The sequence below is a fragment of the Aurantibacter aestuarii genome (assembly GCF_003008425.1).
GTDB classification, from domain to species: Bacteria; Bacteroidota; Bacteroidia; order Flavobacteriales; family Flavobacteriaceae; genus Aurantibacter; species Aurantibacter aestuarii.
This window is the reverse complement of record NZ_PXOQ01000015.1, coordinates 216,814-235,517: the sequence shown is the minus strand read 5'-3', so window position 1 is coordinate 235,517 and position 18,704 is coordinate 216,814. Positions and strand designations below refer to the sequence as shown.

Sequence of the window (18,704 nt, the reverse complement as noted above, 5' to 3'; positions counted from 1 at the left end):
AAACCACACTATATGTCAACATTAAAATCAGTTTTAATTTTTATTTTATTTGCTATTCTTCTTAATGCTTGTGCTTCGGAATTTGGCCAGAAAATAAATGGAAATGGAGAGTTAATTAAAATAACCCGAGAAACATCAGATTATGACATTCTTAATTTATCAGGTTGGATGGATTTTGAATTGGTTGATGGAACTGAAGGTAATATTACCATTGAAGGCGAGAGTAATTTATTAGATTACATTATAACCGAAACAGATGGTAAAATATTAACTATTAAAGTAGAAAACAACACCCGTTTAAATACGAGCACTAATAAAACGATTAAAATAACTATACCATTTAAAGATCTATCTAAAGTCTCTTTGTCGGGATCTGGAGATGTTACCTCTAATACTAGAATTAATGCTGAAACATTTAAAGCAAGAATATCTGGTTCTGGAGATATTGTTTTAGCAGTAAATGCTGAAGAGATCACTGCTAACGTAACGGGTTCTGGAGACCTTACTTTAAAAGGACAAACGGAGCGCTTAGAAACTACAGTTACCGGATCTGGAAATTTTCATGGTTATGCTTTAACCACCAAACATGTTAATGCAAATGTAACTGGTTCTGGAGATGTTGAAGTCATGGTACTAGAGCATTTAAAAGCTCGCGTTACCGGTTCCGGAGATATCTATTATAAAGGAACTCCTATACAAGTAGACCAAAAAGTAACCGGTTCTGGAGATATTAGATTAAAAAAATAAATTCATCAAAATAATAGTTTAAAATAAAAGACTACAACCGTTTTTATGTCCGATAACATTATTCTTAGCATTGCCATATTAGTTTCTGGACTTATTGGTGCCTATATAGGTAAACTAATAACGTCATTAAAAAGTTCTAGCGAAAAAAGCACTTTAGAAGAGCGGAATACAAATCTTCAAAACCAGTTAGAAGAACAAAAAAATTTACTTTCTACAGAAACAGAAAAACTACAGGTACAGTTTAACACACAACTACACCAGTTAAAAGATACACTAGGTAAAGTTGAAGAAAACAGAGAAGACATTAGACGTGAAAAAGATTTTTTAAGCGCAGAACTTACCCGTAAGGCTACAGAATTAGAGAATCTGCAACAGCAAAACGTAAAACGTGATGCAGAGTTTGAAGAACGCCAAGACCAATTGCGTAAAGATTTTGAATTATTAGCTCAAAAGATTTTAGATGAAAAATCGGAAAAGTTTACTATTCAAAACAGAGAAAATATTAAGCAGATTTTAAGTCCGCTACAAGATAAAATACAAGGCTTTGAAAAGAAAGTTGAAGATTCTCAAAAAGAAAGTATTAGTATGCATAGTGCTTTAAAAGAGCAATTATTAGGGCTTAAAGATTTGAATTTACAAATGACCAAAGAAGCCACCAATTTAACTAAAGCCTTAAAAGGCGATAGTAAAATGCAAGGTAATTGGGGTGAATTGGTTTTAGAGCGCGTGTTGGAAAAATCTGGTTTGGAAAAAGACCGTGAATATTTTTTACAACAAAATTTTACCCGAGAAGACGGAAGTCGTGTATTACCAGATGTAATATTGCAGTTACCTAACAACCGTAAAATGATTATTGACTCTAAAGTATCTCTAGTCGATTATGAACGTTTTGTAAATGCAGATGAAGACCAAAGACCTTTATTTTTAAAAGCACATATCAATTCCATAAAACGTCATGTAGACCAATTATCTGCTAAGAATTATCAGGATTTATATGATATTGAGTCTCCAGATTTTGTATTGCTATTTATTCCTATAGAACCTGCATTTGCCATAGCTATAAATGAAGATAATTTTTTATACAATAAAGCATTCGAGCAAAATATAGTTATCGTAACACCTTCTACTCTATTGGCGACCTTACGAACCATAGACACTATGTGGAATAATGAAAAACAACAACAAAACGCTATAGAAATTGCAAGACAAGCTGGTGCTTTATATGACAAATTTGAAGGCTTAGTAAAAGATTTAACTGGTGTTGGTAAAAAAATAGATGACGCTAAAAAAGACTATTCTGCCGCTATGAATAAGTTAGTAGAAGGTCGAGGAAATTTAATTATAAGCGTCGAAAAACTAAAGAAAATGGGTGCTAAAGCCAAAAAAGCATTACCCGAAAAAATATTAAACAGAGCTTTAGATCAAGAGGAAGAATAACAATTGAAAGAAAAAAATCAAAATATAGTTTTTAAATGGACGCTTCGGTTTAGGTATATTCATATACTAATAATCGGAGCTATTTTGCTTTCAATTGGACTATCTGTTGGATTAGGGTTTGAAAAATTATCTAATCAACAAAGTTTAGATTACTTTATCTCAACACTATCCTTTGTATTTGGTATAATATTTATCATTTTAGGATTTCATGTAAAAAAAGATATTGAAAATACCATAACAAACTTAAACCTATAACATGTTTAAAAAAGTAGACGACTCTAGAATTACCATTTCCGAATTAATGTTGCCATCCCACTCGAATTTTAGCGGAAAAATTCATGGTGGTTACATTTTAAATTTAATGGACCAAATTGCGTTTGCTTGTGCCAGTAAGCACTCTAAGGCTTATTGTGTAACAGCTAGTGTAGATACAGTTGATTTCTTAAACCCAATTGAAGTTGGAGAACTTGTTACTATGAAAGCTTCTGTTAACTACGTAGGAAACACCTCGATGGTTATTGGTATTCGTGTGGAAGCAGAACACATACAGACCGGAAGAACTAAACATTGTAACTCGTCTTATTTTACTATGGTAGCAAAAGACGATAACGGAAATTCTGTAGAAGTTCCTGGATTAATTTTAAACGATAAAAATGAAGTCAAACGCTTTCTAAAAGCCATCAAACGAAAAAAAACCAAACTTCACCGTATTAAAGAGTTTGAACATGCCGATTTTTCACACCATAAATACAACGAAGAGCTTATTAAACATAAAGTTAAAATAGAATTACCCGAACAGCTTGACTAACTTATAACTTCACTACTTTTTTTATAATACTTTCCTGAGTCACTACATCTGTTAACCTTAAAAAATAGACTCCGGATGATATGTGTTGTGTGTTTATCTGTTCCCCAGAAACAACAGTTTTGGTCATCACTAATTCACCTCTTATATTAAAAAAGGAAATTTCTGAAGAATTATCAGCTTTTAACTTTATGGTCAACCTATTATTAAATGGTACAGGATACACCACGATTGAAGTATTTAAATTGTCCTCTTCAACAGTCTCTTCTGGTTTATTGAAATAGGTTTTAGAAAGCTCAAAAGCTTCTGTTCCTATTTCAGCTCCAATTTGTCGGCCTCTTATATCGTCTATAGGCGGATGAATGCCTCCCCAAATTCTAGATAAACTAGTTTGGTCCGATGCATCTCTGTAAGTTGCCCATTGTAATGTAAAACTTTCGCTTGGACCTTCTTCAAATACTAAAAAGTCATTTTGAACGACATCAAAAGTTCCCATACCTCCCGGAAAAAAAGCATCACCTGTAAACAAAGTTAACACCTCTGCTGCTGCTCTGGAAAAGGTGGAATGTCCTGATAAATATCCTGCAAATGGTGGCGTCACAAAAGTACCACGCTGGTAAGACCACCAATGCGTTCCTAATATCCAGTCCACACCTGCCACATCTGTATCTGGATTTTGAATAAAATCCGGACCTTTCCAAGCATAAATTTTAATCTTACCCACATGTTCATTATTTGTTCCTGCTAAAGGATCTCCTGCATAAATCAATTCAATATGTCCTGGTATTAAAGGTAGTCCATGCGGATCAAAACTTGGTAAATTAGGGTCTGTACTTTGTCCTTTTCCTGCCATATAACGTATTGCAGAGATTGGCCTGATATAATCGTAATAACCTTTTATACCCCAAGTAGCAATTGCCGCATCATGCATGGCTCCTCCTAAAGTTAAATATGCCTTAACATCCCATTCTAAATCGTTAACTACCTCACCTTGTCCTTCAATTTTTTTCACTGTTAAATTGTGGTCGCTCACATAATTCAATAAAGTAAACCAATGTCCTGGTGGAGTTTCAGAGTCTGGACCATCTGCCCAAAATTCAGCTAAAACCCGAGCATAATCTGCACGTTTAACTAATTGTGTCTGGTAAGGTTGTCCTGTAACTGGATTAGTTGCATGTCCTGTACTGGCATCGCCTCCATTAAAAAAATCATAGAAATTCTGATACTCTAAAAAAGTCTCAGGAAAATTTTGTGAATCGTAGTTTCCTAAAGCTCCTGGAGAGATATCTATTAAAGTTGGGTCATTAGGATCCATATGCGAAGACCAAGCCGCCACTAATGCAAAATGCCACTTATAGGGATCTTCTATTCCATTTGAAGTGGAATTTTGAATAAATTCTGGTGGTCCCGGATTTTTATATACGTAACAATCAAAACCATCATTTAAGATTTCCATATCCTGAGCTTTTAAACAGTATGGTGTAACTTGTCCCCATTCCGGACTTAAAAATTGAGGGGTATTTAATGGAAATGGATTACCACTTTGGTCTACAAAAACATCAAAAGCTAGTGGTTGCCATGCATTTGGATTAACCAGATTATTTTGATCTTCATATATGTCTAAAATTAATGGGTCATTTTCTGGAGTATAATATTGATTTTGATAACTATTAGCTTCGTTTGAATAGTCCTGCAATCCAAAATTAATCATTTGTTCTGCCAAGTAATTACCCAACGCTGCAAATGAATTTGAGGAGTAATCGGTTGAAGTAAAGCTGGGATCATAACCATCTTGAGTAAATTGTACATTAAATGCATTTAAAGTGTTTGTACTTCCTGGAGAATTTGCAAAACGATGATTAAGCAACCTAAATACTGCATAACTCATAAGTTCTGCTCGTGCTTCTTCGATATTATCTGGATTTTGTATCCCATTAAAAGCACAGGTGTAGCCTCCAAAAGTTTTACCTAAAAAAACAGTTTCTGCATTATCATCAAAAATTGCCCAGCTATCATACATTAAAACACTAGTATGAAATAAATTTCTAGCATGTACAGTAGGTCTTGCAAAATCGGCTCTAATTGCTCCTAAAAGTTGCTCATTCCAATCGCGCGCAATACTATGTTGTGCGCTCACTTTTGTTACACAAATAAAAAAAGAACCTATAAAAAATAAAAAAAAGTAGTGTTTTAGCATAGCGTGATTTTAAGTAATATATCAACTTAAGATGCTGTAGACCTAATAGTTGCTGTTTAATTTATTGTAGCAATTTAATGATTTAAGCTGAAAAACAAAAGGTCAAACTGCACGGTTAAAGTGCTGTTTGACCCTTAAAAATTTAACTTTATCGAATAAAGTCGATTGTATGATTCAATTCTTTAGAATTAGAACCTACAAATTGTGTTATTTACTTAAGTACATTTTACGTCTTGCATACAATTCGTAAAACTCATCATCTTTTAAACTATCTATGAATAAGATACTTTCTCCTGTACTCTTCATTTCTGGACCTAATGCCTTATTAACATTTGGGAATTTATTAAAAGAAAATACTGGCTGTTTAATAGCATAACCTTCTAACTTAGGATTAAAGTCAAAGTCCGTTACTTTATTATGACCTAACATTACTTTAGTGGCATAATTTACATAAGGCTCTCCATAAGCTTTTGCTATAAATGGTACCGTACGAGAAGCTCTCGGGTTGGCTTCAATGATATAAACTTTATCATCTTTTACTGCAAATTGAATATTAATTAATCCAACTGTATTTAATGCTCTTGCAATCTTATGTGTATGGTCTTTAATTTGCTCCATGACCAAATCTCCTAAATTAAATGGTGGTAATGTTGCGTTAGAATCTCCTGAATGGATACCACAAGGCTCTATATGCTCCATAATACCAATAATGTACACATTTCCATCGGTATCACAAATCGCATCTGCTTCGGCTTCTATTGCGCCATCTAAATAATGATCTAATAATAACTTATTTCCTGGAATTGATTTTAATAAATCAATAACGTGTTCTTCAAGTTCTTTTTTGTTGATGACAATTTTCATGCCTTGTCCTCCTAATACGTAAGATGGTCTTACTAAAAGTGGAAAGTCTAATTGATCTGCTAAAGCTGAAGCTTCATCTGCACTTTCTGCAATTCCGAACTTTGGAAATGGAATTTTCAAATCTGTTAATAAATCTGAGAAGCGTCCACGATCTTCTGCTAAATCTAAAGCTTCAAAACTAGTTCCTAACACTTTAATTCCGTATTTAGATAACTTTTCTGCAAGTTTTAAAGCGGTTTGTCCACCTAACTGAACAATAACGCCTTCTGGCTTTTCATGTCTTATAATATCGTAGATATGCTCCCAAAAAACAGGCTCAAAGTATAATTTATCTGCCGTATCAAAATCGGTAGAAACGGTTTCTGGGTTACAGTTAATCATAATGGTTTCATAACCACACTCCTTAGCTGCTAAAACACCATGTACACAAGAATAATCAAATTCTATTCCTTGCCCTATTCGGTTTGGTCCAGAACCTAATACTACTACTTTTTTCTTATCGGTAACAATACTTTCATTATCTACAAAAACCTTTCCGTCTGCTGTTTCTATTTCAGCTTCAAACGTAGAGTAATAATATGGCGTTTGTGCTTTAAACTCGGCAGCACAAGTATCTACTAGTTTGTAAACACGATTAATTTTTAATTCTTCACGCTTTTTATATACTTCACTTTCTAAACATTTAAGCATATGGGCAATTTGTCTGTCTCCATAACCTTTTTGTTTAGCTTCTAGTAATAACTCACGATCTAATGTGTCTATTGTAAATGTTGAAATTTCTTTTTCTAAGTTGAAAAGTTCTTCGTATTGACGTAAAAACCACATATCAATTTTTGTGATTTCATGAATACGCTTTAAAGGAATTCCCATGGCTATGGCATCGTAAATTACAAATACACGATCCCAACTTGCATGCGTTAACTTTTCTATAATCTGTTCGTAATTTTTATAACCTTTTCCATCTGCTCCTAAACCATTACGCTTAATCTCTAAAGATTGCGTTGCTTTATGTAATGCTTCCTGAAATGAACGACCAATTCCCATAACTTCACCTACAGATTTCATCTGTAATCCTAAAGTTCTGTCCGATCCTTCAAATTTATCGAAATTCCAACGTGGTATTTTTACAATAACATAATCTAAAGTAGGCTCGAATAATGCCGATGTAGACTTTGTAATCTGGTTTTCTAATTCATCTAAATGGTAACCTAAAGCCAATTTAGCAGCAACTTTTGCAATAGGATAACCTGTTGCCTTACTGGCTAACGCTGAAGAACGTGAAACACGAGGGTTAATTTCAATAGCGATAATATCTTCATTCTCATCTGGACTTACGGCAAACTGTACATTACAGCCACCTGCAAAATCTCCAATACTACGCATCATATGAATAGCCATATCACGCATTTTTTGGTAGGTTTTGTCGCTTAAAGTCATAGCTGGAGCTACTGTTATAGAATCTCCAGTGTGAATTCCCATAGGATCCATATTTTCTATGGCACAAATAATAACCACATTGTCATTAGCATCTCTTAACAGCTCTAACTCATATTCTTTCCATCCTAAAAGTGCTTTATCGATCATAACTTCGTGAATTGGAGAAATCTCTAACCCATAAGTTAAAAGTCTATCAAAATCTGCTTCGTCGTGAACAATCGCTGCTCCAGCTCCACCTAAAGTAAATGATGAACGAATACAAAGTGGAAAACCAAACTCCTGAGCAATTTCTTTTCCTTTTAAAAATGAAGTTGCTGTAGCTTGAGGAGCCATGCCAACTCCAATTTTGCCCATTAAAGCTCTAAACTGCTCTCTATCTTCCGTAACATTAATAGCATCAATATCTACACCAATTAATTCTACTCCAAAATCTTCCCAAATTCCTTTTTCATCTGCTTCAATACATAAATTTAAAGCTGTCTGTCCTCCCATAGTTGGTAATACAGCATCAATTTGTGGGTGCTCCTTTAAAATCTTAATAATAGATTTTGTGTTAAGAGGCAATAAGTACACATGATCCGCCATGGTTGGATCTGTCATAATGGTTGCTGGATTAGAGTTAATCAAAATAGTTTCTATTCCATCTTCACGTAACGAGCGTAATGCTTGTGTTCCAGAATAGTCAAACTCACAGGCTTGTCCAATTACTATAGGTCCAGATCCTATAATTAAAATTGATTTTAAGTTTTGATTTTTTGGCATAATGTTGATTTTGAGCTTATAAAATTACTTATTTCGTAGATATAAAAAAAGGCGTTACACCTAAGTAACGCCTAATATATATTAACAATTGTTAATCATTATTTTTTGTGTCTAGATTCAGATGACACAGATAATTTCTTTCTTCCTTTAGCACGACGACGCGCTAATACTTTTCTACCATTAGCAGAAGCCATTCTTTCTCTGAAACCATGCTTGTTTCTTCTTTTTCTTTTCGATGGTTGAAATGTTCTTTTACTCATTATATATTATCTTTAAAATCTGAATAGTGATTAATTTCTCGTTTTATTCCTCTATAAAACTGCGTGCAAATATACAAAGTCTTTTTAATGTAGCAAATGTTATATTATTTTTTTTTGAGTATATTTTTAAATCGGCATTTTGGATAAAATTTAGTTTCTTTGCAAAACAAAACGAATTTACTCAAACCTCAATTAGAATACAGATATGTTTCATAAAAATTTTAAACTTATAATAGCAGCTTTAATAATTGGTGTAGCCGTTTGGCAATTTACATTAGGGCATATTGGAAATGGTATTATGTACATTTTACTATCTCTAATTTTTGTGTTTTTATATTTTAAAAATGAATTTATTTTACTGTCTTTTTTAAAGTTACGTAAACAAGATTTTGAAGGTGCTAAAAACTGGCTAGATAAAATTAAAAATCCTGAAGCTGCTTTAGTAAAAAAACAACAAGGCTATTACTATTATCTTCATGGTATTATGGTCTCACAATCTAATATGAACGAGGCTGAAAAACACTTTAGAAAAGCAATAGGATTAGGTTTGAATATGAGCCATGATATGGCTATGGCAAAACTAAATCTGGCTGGGATTTCTTTTACCAAAGGAAAAAAGCAAGAAGCGGTAATATTACTAAAGGATGCTGAAGCTTTAGATAAGCAAGGCATGTTAAAAGACCAGATAAAGATGATGAAAGAGAATATGAAGCGCTCTCAAGGCCCAAAACAGCATTTTGGTCAAGGTGGATCGGCTAGAGCGCAAAGGAGAGCTTCTAGACGCTAAACTCTTAGAATATACCAAATATCAAAGCAGCGTTTTTCGGCTGCTTTTTTTATTTTAAAATGCTGAAAAACAACATTTTAATAATGTAAAATTACTTTTTATTGACGTTTATCGGTTTTATATATGCTGTTAACGACTATTTTATTTTTATTGACTTTTAATTTAGATATTTAATAGTACTAACGCTTTATATTTTAATAATGAAAACCTTTATAGTTCTATTAAGTTTTCTAATATTAGTTCGTTTTGAGTTTATAATAGCTCAAAACCAGAGCGACACCGTAATTTTCTCTCAAACTTTAAATAAGCACCTAAAGCATTTTAAAAAAGAAAGTAAGAAGGCATATCTGGATAAAAACTTTATAAGAGGTCGTTTCCTTTTCGATTCTTTAGTACAACACTGTTTGGTTAACACTAAGTTTGATGACTTTAAAGTCAAAAAGAAAAATGGCAGAATTATTAGTCTTAACAGCTATTATAAAAAACCAGTGTTTTTAATGACAAATACCTTATGGTGTTATAAGTCTAATGAAGAAATTGCTGCTATAAATGAGTTGGTAGAAACCTATCATAAGGAAATAGACTTTGTAGTTCTTTTTTGGAGTACAAAAAAAGAAATTAGAAAAGCTAGTAAAGACTACTCAAGTAAAGTACACATTACTTACATTAATGAAAAGTTAAATATATTTTCTAAAGAACTTAGAAACCTAAAACACTCATTTGGGTTTCCTACGTATTTTTTTATAAACGAAGATAGAACAGTACGTAATATTATAAAGCTAAGTCCACTTAGTCCTATTGAAAAGAAAAAAGGTGGCCGAAAGCAAATTAAACCAGAAGATTTTAATGCGTATAAGCTTAGCTTAAATGAATTAATAATTGCGAATAAGTAACTTTATTTACTAAAAAACATTTTAATTGCTATAAATAAAAGCAATAAACTAAATAACTTTTTAAGGACGTTCTCATTAATTGAAACCGCTATTTTTGTTCCAAAATAAGCTCCGGCTACAAAACAGACCGCAATAATAAGGGCATATTTAAAGTTAATCGGATTCTCTCCTGTTTTATGGTAGGTATAAGCTGCTAAAAAAGTTACTGGAACAGCTAGTACAGCCAAACTCATCCCTTGAGACTGGTGCTGTGTATATCCTAAAGCAAATACCATTAACGGCACCATAACAACTCCGCCGCCTACTCCAAAAAGTCCGCTAAATAATCCTGCTAAAAGTCCTATGATGATAAGAATTAAAATTACATTCATTTTCATTGAGTTATTTTTTTAGTAAATAGTATTTTTTTTACTAGAGCTAATTATTATTATAGTAATGGTGCCCAGAGTCTTGCATAAGCCTCCTGAGATTTTAACCATTTGGAACGCTTCTGCCATTCTTCAGGGTTCATTAAATCTGCGTACTCCAAATCGTTCATAAAATCTTGTTTTAATAACAGACTGGTTTCTTTATGATAAATTAAAGCGTTGATTTCAAAATTAATATTAAAACTTCTATAATCCATATTTGAGGTTCCTATTGTTGAAAATAATCCATCTACAACCATGGTTTTTGCATGAATGAACCCTTTAGTATAACGATAAATTTTAATATTTGCCTCAAATAATTGCTCAAGATAAGAATTTGTAGCATGTTTTGCTGTCCACGAATCCGATTCGTTAGGAATTAAAATTCTTACATCTACACCACTTTTAGAAGCTACTTGTAATGCCGTTAAAATTTGATCATTGGGAATAAAATAAGGTGTCGTTATATAAATGTAATCTTCCGCTGTAGTAATAGCATAAAAAATAGCTTCCATAATATTTGCCCAATCGGTATCGGGGCCACTAGCTGCAATTTGTACTGGAACACCTTCATCTAAATCGCATTGATGGAAATAATTTTTTTCAATTTTTACATCTTTACCAGAAACAAAATTCCATGTTGTTAAAAAATGTAATTGAATGGTGTAAACAGATTCTCCCACCAATCTTAAATGCGTGTCTCTCCAATAAGCTTTGTTATGAGGATAATTGACATAAGTATCTGAAACATTTATACCACCTAAATATGCTATTTCACCATCTATAACAGCTATTTTTCGGTGATTCCTGTAATTCATTTTCCCAGCAAATTTGGGAAATATTACAGGCATAAACTCATAAAACTCTACGCCTGCTGCTTTTAATTTTTTTCTTGCTGCTTTAGATATTTTACTTCCAACATCGTCAAAAGTAAGCTTTACACTAAGACCTTCTTTAGCCTTTTCACATAAAATATCTATAAATTCTGTACCAATCTTATCGTCTTTTAAAATGTAATACTCAACATGAATATTTTTTTTTGCATTCCTGAAATCTTCAAAAAGTCGTTTAAATTTTACTTCACCGTTTTTTAAAATTTCTAATTTATTACATAATGTTAGTGGCGACTTTTCATTTCGTTGTAAAAGTTTTACTAATTTTATTTTTTCATCTAAATAGTTATGTTCTAAGTCATCTAATTTTTTTTTGTCCAACGTAATTTCTTCATTTACACGTTTAACGATAGAATTATTTAAAACATTTTTTCTGTTAAAGAGTTTATCTTTTCTATATTCTTGACCAAACAGGTAGTAAATAATAAGCCCAAAAAAGGGAAACACTAACAATACAATTATGTATGATAGTGTTTTTGTAGGGTTTATACGCTTAAATATAACCGTAGTCAATGCTGAAATAACCAGTATGTAATTTAAAATTATGGCTATAGTCCAGAAGTTATGTCCTAAAAAATTAAACATTAATTATAGTACCCTTTTTCAGGAATTTCGATATAATAAACCTTTCTACTTTTATTATTTAACTTATTTTCTCTTAACCATGGATTATGAATTTTAAGAATTTTATAATTTATTCCATTAGACTTTGCAAAAGCAGCAAGATCATCAATCTCATAATCAACCATTATTTTTTTTGTTGGGATATAATTATATAAATCTTTCTCTCTATAGTTGAAGCCGTAGGTTTCAGTATTTTTTAAAATTTCTTTTAAAGCGACAATTCTAAACACATACCTTCCGGTTTCTTCACCTAAAAGTAAATCATAGTAACTGGTTACATCTTGATCTCTTAATCGTCTAGAAATTCCAGTATTTCCTGCATTATAAGCAGCTGCTGCTGCCGTCCAGGTTCCTAAATTATCTTTAGCGTTTTTTAAGTAATCGCAAGCCAATTGTGTGGCTTTTTCTAAATGATAACGCTCATCTACATTACTATTAATTTCTAGTCCATTTTCTTGACCTGTTGCTTTCATAATTTGCCAAAATCCTGAAGCTCCTGCAGGCGAGACCACATTTTGTAAACCAGATTCTATAACTGCTAAATATTTAAAATCGTCCGGAATGCCATTCTTTTTTAAAATAGGTTCAATTATAGGAAAGTATTTATGTGCTCGTTTTATTAATAAAAATGCATTAGACTGCCAATACGTATTTACCAATAATTCACGATCCATACGCTCGTAAATATCTGGATTTTTTAAAGGTACGGGTTCCTCTGCAAAATCTAAGTTTTCCGGTACCTGTAAAGCATATACATTGTAGCCATTAGCTCTCTTTTTCTCAAAATTAGCTTCAGTTGGTGGATCCTGCAAAGCGTTTACCGATAGTAAGCCAATACAAATGCCTCCAACGACCATTAAGCTTACTTTTAAAAATTTCATGACCATAATTTTTCTTTAAAATTAGTAGATTAAAATGTAATCACCATAAGTTTTAACCTAATATTAATTCTGGTAAGTTTTCATTAAACCATTTATATTTATTAATAATCATAATGTGGGTTCCTCCAGAAACAGTAATACAAGGTCCTAAATTTTTTATTGGAAACACAAAGTCATTATCACCATGTATATGAATACAGTTCTTTATAGCTTCTTGTTGTTTCCAACAAACTATTTCTTTAATTGCCCAGTCTAAATAGACCTTATCATTTACCGATAAATACTTTTGATACAACTTTAAGCGCTTTGAAACCTTATTTTTTCCAATAGCAAACCGAGAGAACATATTAACGTATTTTGCCAAGCCAGTTGGCAATACATAATAAGCTTTTAATTTGCGTATGGTATGTAGTCTTCTTGGAAGTTCTAGATTAGATTTGACACTTGAAACAATTATTAATTTTTTAAGATTTAAAAACTTACTCATTTCTTGTACCAAAACACCACCAAACGAAACACCAATGAGTACAGCTTGATCATGCATAACTTTTTTACTCATTCTATACGCATAGTCTTGTAACTTTTCTTTTGGATTTGGCAAGACCCATTCGAGATAATGTATTTTAAATTGATCTTCGGGTAGCTTTATGTATTCAAATATTAGTGGACTTGCAGCCATGCCAGGCATTAAATACACATGTATGAGCGCTTGATTCATAATAGATTAGACTCTTATAAAATAGCTATAGCTATTTTTTTTTCGTATTTTTACGATATAAATGTATTAAATACATTGTATTTAATACCTAACCATTCATTTAAATTTAATATTGATACTTTATGATAGATGCTGATGCACTTGTAGATAATGAGTTTTTAAGACAGTTTGAATATACGTATCAAAATGAGCTAGCTACGATAGAGTATGCACTCCAAGATCGCAAAATATTTTTAACAAAATTACATATTCCAGAAGGGATTGAAAATGAAGATTTTGAATATCATTTTATAAAAACAGTTTTAGATAAAATTAAAGAAAATGATAGCCTAAGTGTAATGCCTACTCATGCTAAAATTGTAAAGTTTATTAGAAAAAATAGACTCTATAAAAGTATGCTCCCAATTGGAGTGAGAATATAACCCAAACACTTTTTTTAGCCTTTAAGACTCCAATACATCATGTCCTTAAAAAACCAACGTATTCAAGAGGTTTACGCCTGTTTTAAACATAACGATGTTGAGCTTGGCTATAGAAAATTAATGGACTGCGCTATAGACACACAAAATCTAAGCATATATCAGCACATTATAGGTTTAACTCAATGGAAAGCAAATAATCCAAACCAAATTGAAGCATTTGTAACTCAATGTATTGATGTTTTAAAACTCGTTGAGACCTCAAACATTACTATTCACGAGGACTATTCCGCAGTAATTACAGCACAAAATATTACTAAACGCTATGGGAAAAATGGGTTTTCTTTGGGTCCTGTAAGTTTTAGCATTAAAAAAGGTCAGGTTTATGGTTTAGTTGGAGAAAACGGTAATGGAAAAACAACACTTTTAAGAATTCTTGCTAAAGAACTCAATTTTGATAAAGGCTCTATAGAATACACTTTTAATAAACCATACACTTCAGATTTCGATTTAAGATCTAAACTCGTTTATATCCCGCAAAGGACAGAAAAATGGTATGGAAGTTTAAAAGACAATTTGAAATTAGTCCTTGCTCATTATGGAATTCCTAAAGAAGAAAACGAAATAAGAGTTTTAATGATGATTGCCCGTATGGGATTATGGAATTACAAACACCTTAAATGGAGCGAATTATCTTCTGGTTACAAAATGCGTTTTGAACTAGCACGAACACTTTTAAGACAACCTGAAGTCTTGTTATTAGACGAGCCGTTAGCAAATTTAGATGTTTTAGCACAACAGGTTATTTTAGAAGATTTAAAATCTATTTGTAACTCTTTAAGTCATCCAATTGCTTTAATATTAAGTTCGCAACAATTATTTGAAGTTGAAAAAATTTCGGACAACGTTATTTTTCTTAAGGAAGGTCAATATAAAGATACTCTAAGCAAAATTTCTAATGTCGAAGACGAGCTGATTATTGAATTAGATAGTTCTGCTAGTAGAGACGAGCTTTTAAATGCTTTTAAAAACTTAAAATTAAAAAAACTAGTATTTAATGGAGGTATTTACATTGCATATTTTAGATATGAAACAACCTTCAATGAAGTTTTAAAACAACTAGGAGAAACGGGAATACAAACTACTTATATTAGAAATATTTCAATCTCAACCAGACGCTTTTTTGTTTAAAATAAAACGTTATGAAAGCATTTATATCAAAAATTAACAAGAAACTATTAGAATCTTACCCAAACATTTGGAATACAAAATTGGTTTGGATGTTGAGTGTTGCATTAATTATACATGTGCTTTTTTTTATCTTAGGTTTTGTTTCTCTTACAGATCCAGTTAGTTTACATGAGCGAAGTGTAGATGCTTTATTTTTTAGAAATGGAGGCATGCTTTTAAGTCTAATTATCTCCATACTAATGTTGGTGGTTTGGTTAATTCATTTATTTAGAAACAATGCATTCAAAGCTTTTTATCCCATAAAAAGACGTGATTTATTTTCTCAGTTTCTATATTTCTTTATAATTATTTTTTTTTCTACCACTTACTTTTATTCCTATTCCTTTGGAGTAAAAAGTTTTATTCATATTACATATAGTGACGACTCTGTATCTCAAGATGTTAAATTGTCTAATGATACTGCTCTATTTTTTTCTCATCATCTTGAAGATTACTTAATAGATAAAGCACGCTATCCAGATTTTTTCTATAATCACTTTTGTGAAACCAATTATGGCTTAATCGATAAAACAAAACCTTATTATTCAGTTTTTGAAAAAGAGTTTCAGTTTTATAGTGTTAAAACCATAGATGTTCCAAATGTACAGAAAGGGAAATCTTATAAAAACTACAGAACTTTAGATGGTTATATGCGTCAAATTAAATTAAATGACTCAACTACAAGGTATTATTACAAAGACTCTGTTGTAGATGCTTCAAAATACATTAAAACACTTCAACCCAGTTACAAAAACTACTCGGAAACATTCTACATAAACTATCATGACGAGAAAAATTTAAATCATAATAGTTATTATACCAATTATAACTACGACGCTTATAACAATTATACACCAAAAGAGAAAAAAAGAAATAAATTAAATATTGATTTTCTTAATGAAGTCTCACGACAGGAAATTATTACTCATTTTAATGCATTTATTGCAGTTGCAAATAAATACAAAATCCCACATAATTTAACTGCTAAAGCATGGGCAGACATGTTGTATAATCCTATTAATTTTAAAGTCCACGCTTTTATAAGAAATAACCCACCACCACTTTATGATAAAAATTTCTCAAATGAAGAACTTCTAGCCTCAGAAAAGTTTTATAAAGCCCGATTAAGTCGATTTTATTTAGAAAGTGAAAATTTAAAAAATACTTTTGAAAATATAAATGATGTTAAACATAACAACCCATTAAATAATAGTCTACATATTTTTTTATGGATTGCATTTACTTTAGCAACACTTATTTTTATATTTAGAATTACAGGCCTAAGACTTTTATTGTTTTCTGTTATAACTGTAGGTGTTCTGGCTATTGGTATTGCATTTATTATCCTTTTAACACAATATATTTTTGCGTTTAATAATAATTTTTTTGAAGTTTTTACTATTTACTTAATTTTTACAATCGGCACCATAATACTTAGTATACCGCTCTTGTTTTATAGAAAATTAAAAAAAGCGATTGTAGGAGTTGCTTTAAATATAAGTATAAGTGGTTTTGTTCTTTATCTATTTCTCATTCTTGGAATAATATCTTATCACCAACGCAGCTATTGTGAAACTTTTCTTTTTAAAATAGAAGAAAATTGCTATAATTATACTATCCTAGACCAATTAGGCTTCAATTGGAGCTATATTCTTTTAATATCTGGATTTATTTTTATCTACTTTTACATTAGTATAATTAAACGTTGGAAAGCCTTACCCGAAGCTTAAATATGATCTATAAATTTTTAGTATTAGCACTTAGTTTTATTCTTGTTACAAATCTATTTTCGAGCTGTACTTCTAAATCGACCGAAATAGATGAAACCACTGTTTTTAGATATAACGAACACAAAAATATTGGTTCATTAGATCCTGCATTTGCAAAGGATTTAGCCGATATATGGGCTACTAACCAATTGTTTAATGGTTTAGTCCAAATGGACGATAGTTTAAACATACAGCCATCTATTGCTACACAATGGAATATTAGTGAAGATGCTTTAAACTATACATTTACGATAAGACCAGATGTAGAGTTTCATAAGCATGAACGGTTTGGTAAAGATTCCACAAGAACAGTAATTGCTAAAGATTTTGAATACAGTTTATTTAGATTATGTGATCCCAAAATAGCATCTCCAGGAAGCTGGCTAACCAATAATTTGTGGGATATTGAGGTACACAGTAATACGCAACTTACAATCAAACTAAAACAACCGGACCCTTCGTTTTTAGGAAAATTAACTATGAAATATTGTAGTGTTGTTCCGGAAGAACTTATTTCTCATTATGGCACTTCATTTCGTTCAAATCCAATTGGCACAGGTCCGTTTCAATTTAAAAAATGGGAAGAAAACATCAAATTGGTTTTCAGAAAAAATCCGCATTATTTTGAAAAAGATTTAAATGGAAAACAATTACCTTATTTAGAAGCAATTGCTATTACATTTTTACCAGATAAACAAAGTGAATTTCTTCAGTTTTTGCAAGGTAATATCGATTTTGTCTCTGGTTTAGATGCATCCTATAAAGATGAAATTTTAACAGCTTCTGGTAAATTAAGAGAAACGTATTCTGATAGAGTTCGCATGATTAGGAGCCCTTATTTAAATACTGAATACTTGGCTTTTTATATGGATACATCCGTGCCAGAAATTCAATCAGAATTAATACGAAAAGCTATAAACCATGGTTTTGATCGTAAAAAGATGATGACTTATCTTAGAAATGATATCGGCATACCTGCAAATGGTGGGTTTATCCCTAAAGGATTGGCTGGGTTTAGTGAAGCCAATGGGTTTAGTTATAATCCGGAATTAGCAAAACAACTGGTTCAAGAATTTATTGTAAAAACCAATATTTCGACTCCAACAATTACATTAAGTACTACTGGAAACTATTTAAGTTTCTGTGAGTTTATACAAAGGGAATTATTAAAAATAGGATTACAGGTTAAGATAGATGTCATGCCTGCTTCATCTTTAAAAAGCGCTAAAGCCAATGGTAAATTAGATTTTTTTAGAGCCAGTTGGGTTGCCGACTATCCCGATGCAGAAAATTATTTATCTCTTTATTATAGCAAAAATTTTGCACCAAATGGACCTAATTATACACATTATAAAAACAGTAGTTTTGATGACTTATACGAAACCGCTTTTAATGAAACTAATCCTAAAAAGAGAGCTTTACTTTATAAGCAAATGGATTCTTTAGTCATGAAAACCACACCTATAGTGCCTTTATTTTACGATGAAGTGGTTAGATTTAGTCAAAAAAATGTTATAGGATTGGGCATTAACCCCGTAAACTTATTAGAATTAAAACAAGTTAAAAAAAAGTAA

At 31.5% G+C, this 18,704-nt stretch carries 17 protein-coding genes; 10 read left to right on the top strand and 7 right to left on the bottom strand.

The window, feature by feature from the left end; genetic code table 11:
* The first annotated feature begins 12 nt into the window (after positions 1 to 12).
* The 4 genes from C7H52_RS12435 to C7H52_RS12420 all read left to right on the top strand — a co-directional run bounded on the left by C7H52_RS12435 (position 13) and on the right by C7H52_RS12420 (position 2,992).
* Positions 13 to 747, top strand: a complete 735-nt coding sequence (locus C7H52_RS12435) for a head GIN domain-containing protein (protein ID WP_106464226.1) — start codon at positions 13 to 15, stop codon at positions 745 to 747.
* Positions 748 to 792: 45 nt separating this feature from the next.
* Positions 793 to 2,184, top strand: coding sequence for a DNA recombination protein RmuC (gene rmuC / locus C7H52_RS12430; protein ID WP_106464225.1), 1,392 nt, complete (start codon positions 793 to 795; stop codon positions 2,182 to 2,184).
* 84 nt (positions 2,185 to 2,268) lie between these two features.
* Positions 2,269 to 2,439 carry a hypothetical protein gene (locus C7H52_RS13490; protein ID WP_181256243.1) on the top strand — a complete coding sequence of 57 codons (171 nt, stop codon included), beginning with the start codon at positions 2,269 to 2,271 and terminating at the stop codon, positions 2,437 to 2,439.
* Position 2,440: 1 nt separating this feature from the next.
* Positions 2,441 to 2,992 carry an acyl-CoA thioesterase gene (locus C7H52_RS12420; RefSeq protein ID WP_106464223.1) on the top strand — a complete coding sequence of 184 codons (552 nt, stop codon included), beginning with the start codon at positions 2,441 to 2,443 and terminating at the stop codon, positions 2,990 to 2,992.
* 1 nt (position 2,993) lies between these two features.
* Here C7H52_RS12420 and C7H52_RS12415 read toward each other — a convergent pair whose 3' ends face one another.
* The 3 genes from C7H52_RS12415 to rpmH all read right to left on the bottom strand — a co-directional run bounded on the left by C7H52_RS12415 (position 2,994) and on the right by rpmH (position 8,509).
* Positions 2,994 to 5,186, bottom strand: coding sequence for a T9SS type A sorting domain-containing protein (locus tag C7H52_RS12415; RefSeq protein ID WP_106464222.1), 2,193 nt, complete (start codon positions 5,184 to 5,186; stop codon positions 2,994 to 2,996).
* 207 nt (positions 5,187 to 5,393) lie between these two features.
* Positions 5,394 to 8,249, bottom strand: coding sequence for a carbamoyl-phosphate synthase large subunit (carB, locus tag C7H52_RS12410; protein ID WP_106464221.1), 2,856 nt, complete (start codon positions 8,247 to 8,249; stop codon positions 5,394 to 5,396).
* Positions 8,250 to 8,347: 98 nt separating this feature from the next.
* Complete coding sequence (gene rpmH, locus C7H52_RS12405) at positions 8,348 to 8,509, bottom strand: 50S ribosomal protein L34 (protein ID WP_038527912.1); 162 nt, start codon at positions 8,507 to 8,509, stop codon at positions 8,348 to 8,350.
* Between the two features lie 205 nt (positions 8,510 to 8,714).
* Between rpmH and C7H52_RS12400 the strand changes: the two genes are divergently transcribed.
* A complete protein-coding gene (locus tag C7H52_RS12400) occupies positions 8,715 to 9,296 on the top strand; it encodes a tetratricopeptide repeat protein (RefSeq protein ID WP_106464220.1) in 582 nt (193 codons plus the stop codon).
* A 200-nt stretch (positions 9,297 to 9,496) separates the two neighbouring features.
* A complete protein-coding gene (locus C7H52_RS12395; protein WP_106464219.1) occupies positions 9,497 to 10,189 on the top strand; it encodes a TlpA family protein disulfide reductase in 693 nt (230 codons plus the stop codon).
* A gap of 2 nt (positions 10,190 to 10,191) precedes the next feature.
* Here C7H52_RS12395 and C7H52_RS12390 read toward each other — a convergent pair whose 3' ends face one another.
* The 4 genes from C7H52_RS12390 to C7H52_RS12375 are packed head-to-tail and all read right to left on the bottom strand — an operon-like array spanning position 10,192 to position 13,712.
* Entirely contained in the window at positions 10,192 to 10,566 is a 375-nt protein-coding gene (locus tag C7H52_RS12390; RefSeq protein WP_106464218.1) for a TSUP family transporter, read from the bottom strand.
* Positions 10,567 to 10,616: 50 nt separating this feature from the next.
* Positions 10,617 to 12,074 carry a cardiolipin synthase gene (gene cls, locus C7H52_RS12385; protein WP_106464217.1) on the bottom strand — a complete coding sequence of 486 codons (1,458 nt, stop codon included), beginning with the start codon at positions 12,072 to 12,074 and terminating at the stop codon, positions 10,617 to 10,619.
* Positions 12,074 to 12,994, bottom strand: coding sequence for a lytic transglycosylase domain-containing protein (locus C7H52_RS12380; protein WP_106464216.1), 921 nt, complete (start codon positions 12,992 to 12,994; stop codon positions 12,074 to 12,076). Before C7H52_RS12380 ends, cls begins: the two co-directional genes overlap by 1 nt.
* Before the next feature lie 52 nt (positions 12,995 to 13,046).
* Positions 13,047 to 13,712 carry an alpha/beta hydrolase gene (locus C7H52_RS12375; protein WP_106464215.1) on the bottom strand — a complete coding sequence of 222 codons (666 nt, stop codon included), beginning with the start codon at positions 13,710 to 13,712 and terminating at the stop codon, positions 13,047 to 13,049.
* Positions 13,713 to 13,834: 122 nt separating this feature from the next.
* On the opposite strand from C7H52_RS12375, the gene C7H52_RS12370 reads away from it, so the two are divergent.
* The 4 genes from C7H52_RS12370 to C7H52_RS12355 are packed head-to-tail and all read left to right on the top strand — an operon-like array spanning position 13,835 to position 18,704.
* On the top strand, positions 13,835 to 14,134 hold the full coding sequence (locus C7H52_RS12370; protein ID WP_106464214.1) for a GNAT family protein: 300 nt from the start codon (positions 13,835 to 13,837) through the stop codon (positions 14,132 to 14,134).
* 39 nt (positions 14,135 to 14,173) lie between these two features.
* Entirely contained in the window at positions 14,174 to 15,322 is a 1,149-nt protein-coding gene (locus C7H52_RS12365) for an ABC transporter ATP-binding protein (protein WP_106464213.1), read from the top strand.
* Positions 15,323 to 15,333: 11 nt separating this feature from the next.
* Complete coding sequence (locus C7H52_RS12360) at positions 15,334 to 17,091, top strand: hypothetical protein (RefSeq protein ID WP_106464212.1); 1,758 nt, start codon at positions 15,334 to 15,336, stop codon at positions 17,089 to 17,091.
* A gap of 2 nt (positions 17,092 to 17,093) precedes the next feature.
* The gene (locus tag C7H52_RS12355; protein WP_106464211.1) at positions 17,094 to 18,704 is read left to right on the top strand and encodes an ABC transporter substrate-binding protein; all 1,611 of its coding nucleotides are present in this window, start codon (positions 17,094 to 17,096) and stop codon (positions 18,702 to 18,704) included.

Excerpts from the sequence above, each read along its gene's own strand:
- C7H52_RS12435 (WP_106464226.1), top strand. The coding sequence starts at position 13 with ATGTCAACATTAAAATCAGTTTTAATTTTTATTTTATTTGCTATTCTT.
- rmuC (WP_106464225.1), top strand. The coding sequence starts at position 793 with ATGTCCGATAACATTATTCTTAGCATTGCCATATTAGTTTCTGGACTT.
- C7H52_RS12420 (WP_106464223.1), top strand. The coding sequence starts at position 2,441 with ATGTTTAAAAAAGTAGACGACTCTAGAATTACCATTTCCGAATTAATG.
- C7H52_RS12415 (WP_106464222.1), bottom strand. The coding sequence starts at position 5,186 with ATGCTAAAACACTACTTTTTTTTATTTTTTATAGGTTCTTTTTTTATT.
- carB (WP_106464221.1), bottom strand. The coding sequence starts at position 8,249 with ATGCCAAAAAATCAAAACTTAAAATCAATTTTAATTATAGGATCTGGA.
- rpmH (WP_038527912.1), bottom strand. The coding sequence starts at position 8,509 with ATGAGTAAAAGAACATTTCAACCATCGAAAAGAAAAAGAAGAAACAAG.
- C7H52_RS12400 (WP_106464220.1), top strand. The coding sequence starts at position 8,715 with ATGTTTCATAAAAATTTTAAACTTATAATAGCAGCTTTAATAATTGGT.
- C7H52_RS12395 (WP_106464219.1), top strand. The coding sequence starts at position 9,497 with ATGAAAACCTTTATAGTTCTATTAAGTTTTCTAATATTAGTTCGTTTT.
- C7H52_RS12390 (WP_106464218.1), bottom strand. The coding sequence starts at position 10,566 with ATGAAAATGAATGTAATTTTAATTCTTATCATCATAGGACTTTTAGCA.
- cls (WP_106464217.1), bottom strand. The coding sequence starts at position 12,074 with ATGTTTAATTTTTTAGGACATAACTTCTGGACTATAGCCATAATTTTA.
- C7H52_RS12380 (WP_106464216.1), bottom strand. The coding sequence starts at position 12,994 with ATGAAATTTTTAAAAGTAAGCTTAATGGTCGTTGGAGGCATTTGTATT.
- C7H52_RS12375 (WP_106464215.1), bottom strand. The coding sequence starts at position 13,712 with ATGAATCAAGCGCTCATACATGTGTATTTAATGCCTGGCATGGCTGCA.
- C7H52_RS12370 (WP_106464214.1), top strand. The coding sequence starts at position 13,835 with ATGATAGATGCTGATGCACTTGTAGATAATGAGTTTTTAAGACAGTTT.
- C7H52_RS12365 (WP_106464213.1), top strand. The coding sequence starts at position 14,174 with ATGTCCTTAAAAAACCAACGTATTCAAGAGGTTTACGCCTGTTTTAAA.
- C7H52_RS12360 (WP_106464212.1), top strand. The coding sequence starts at position 15,334 with ATGAAAGCATTTATATCAAAAATTAACAAGAAACTATTAGAATCTTAC.
- C7H52_RS12355 (WP_106464211.1), top strand. The coding sequence starts at position 17,094 with ATGATCTATAAATTTTTAGTATTAGCACTTAGTTTTATTCTTGTTACA.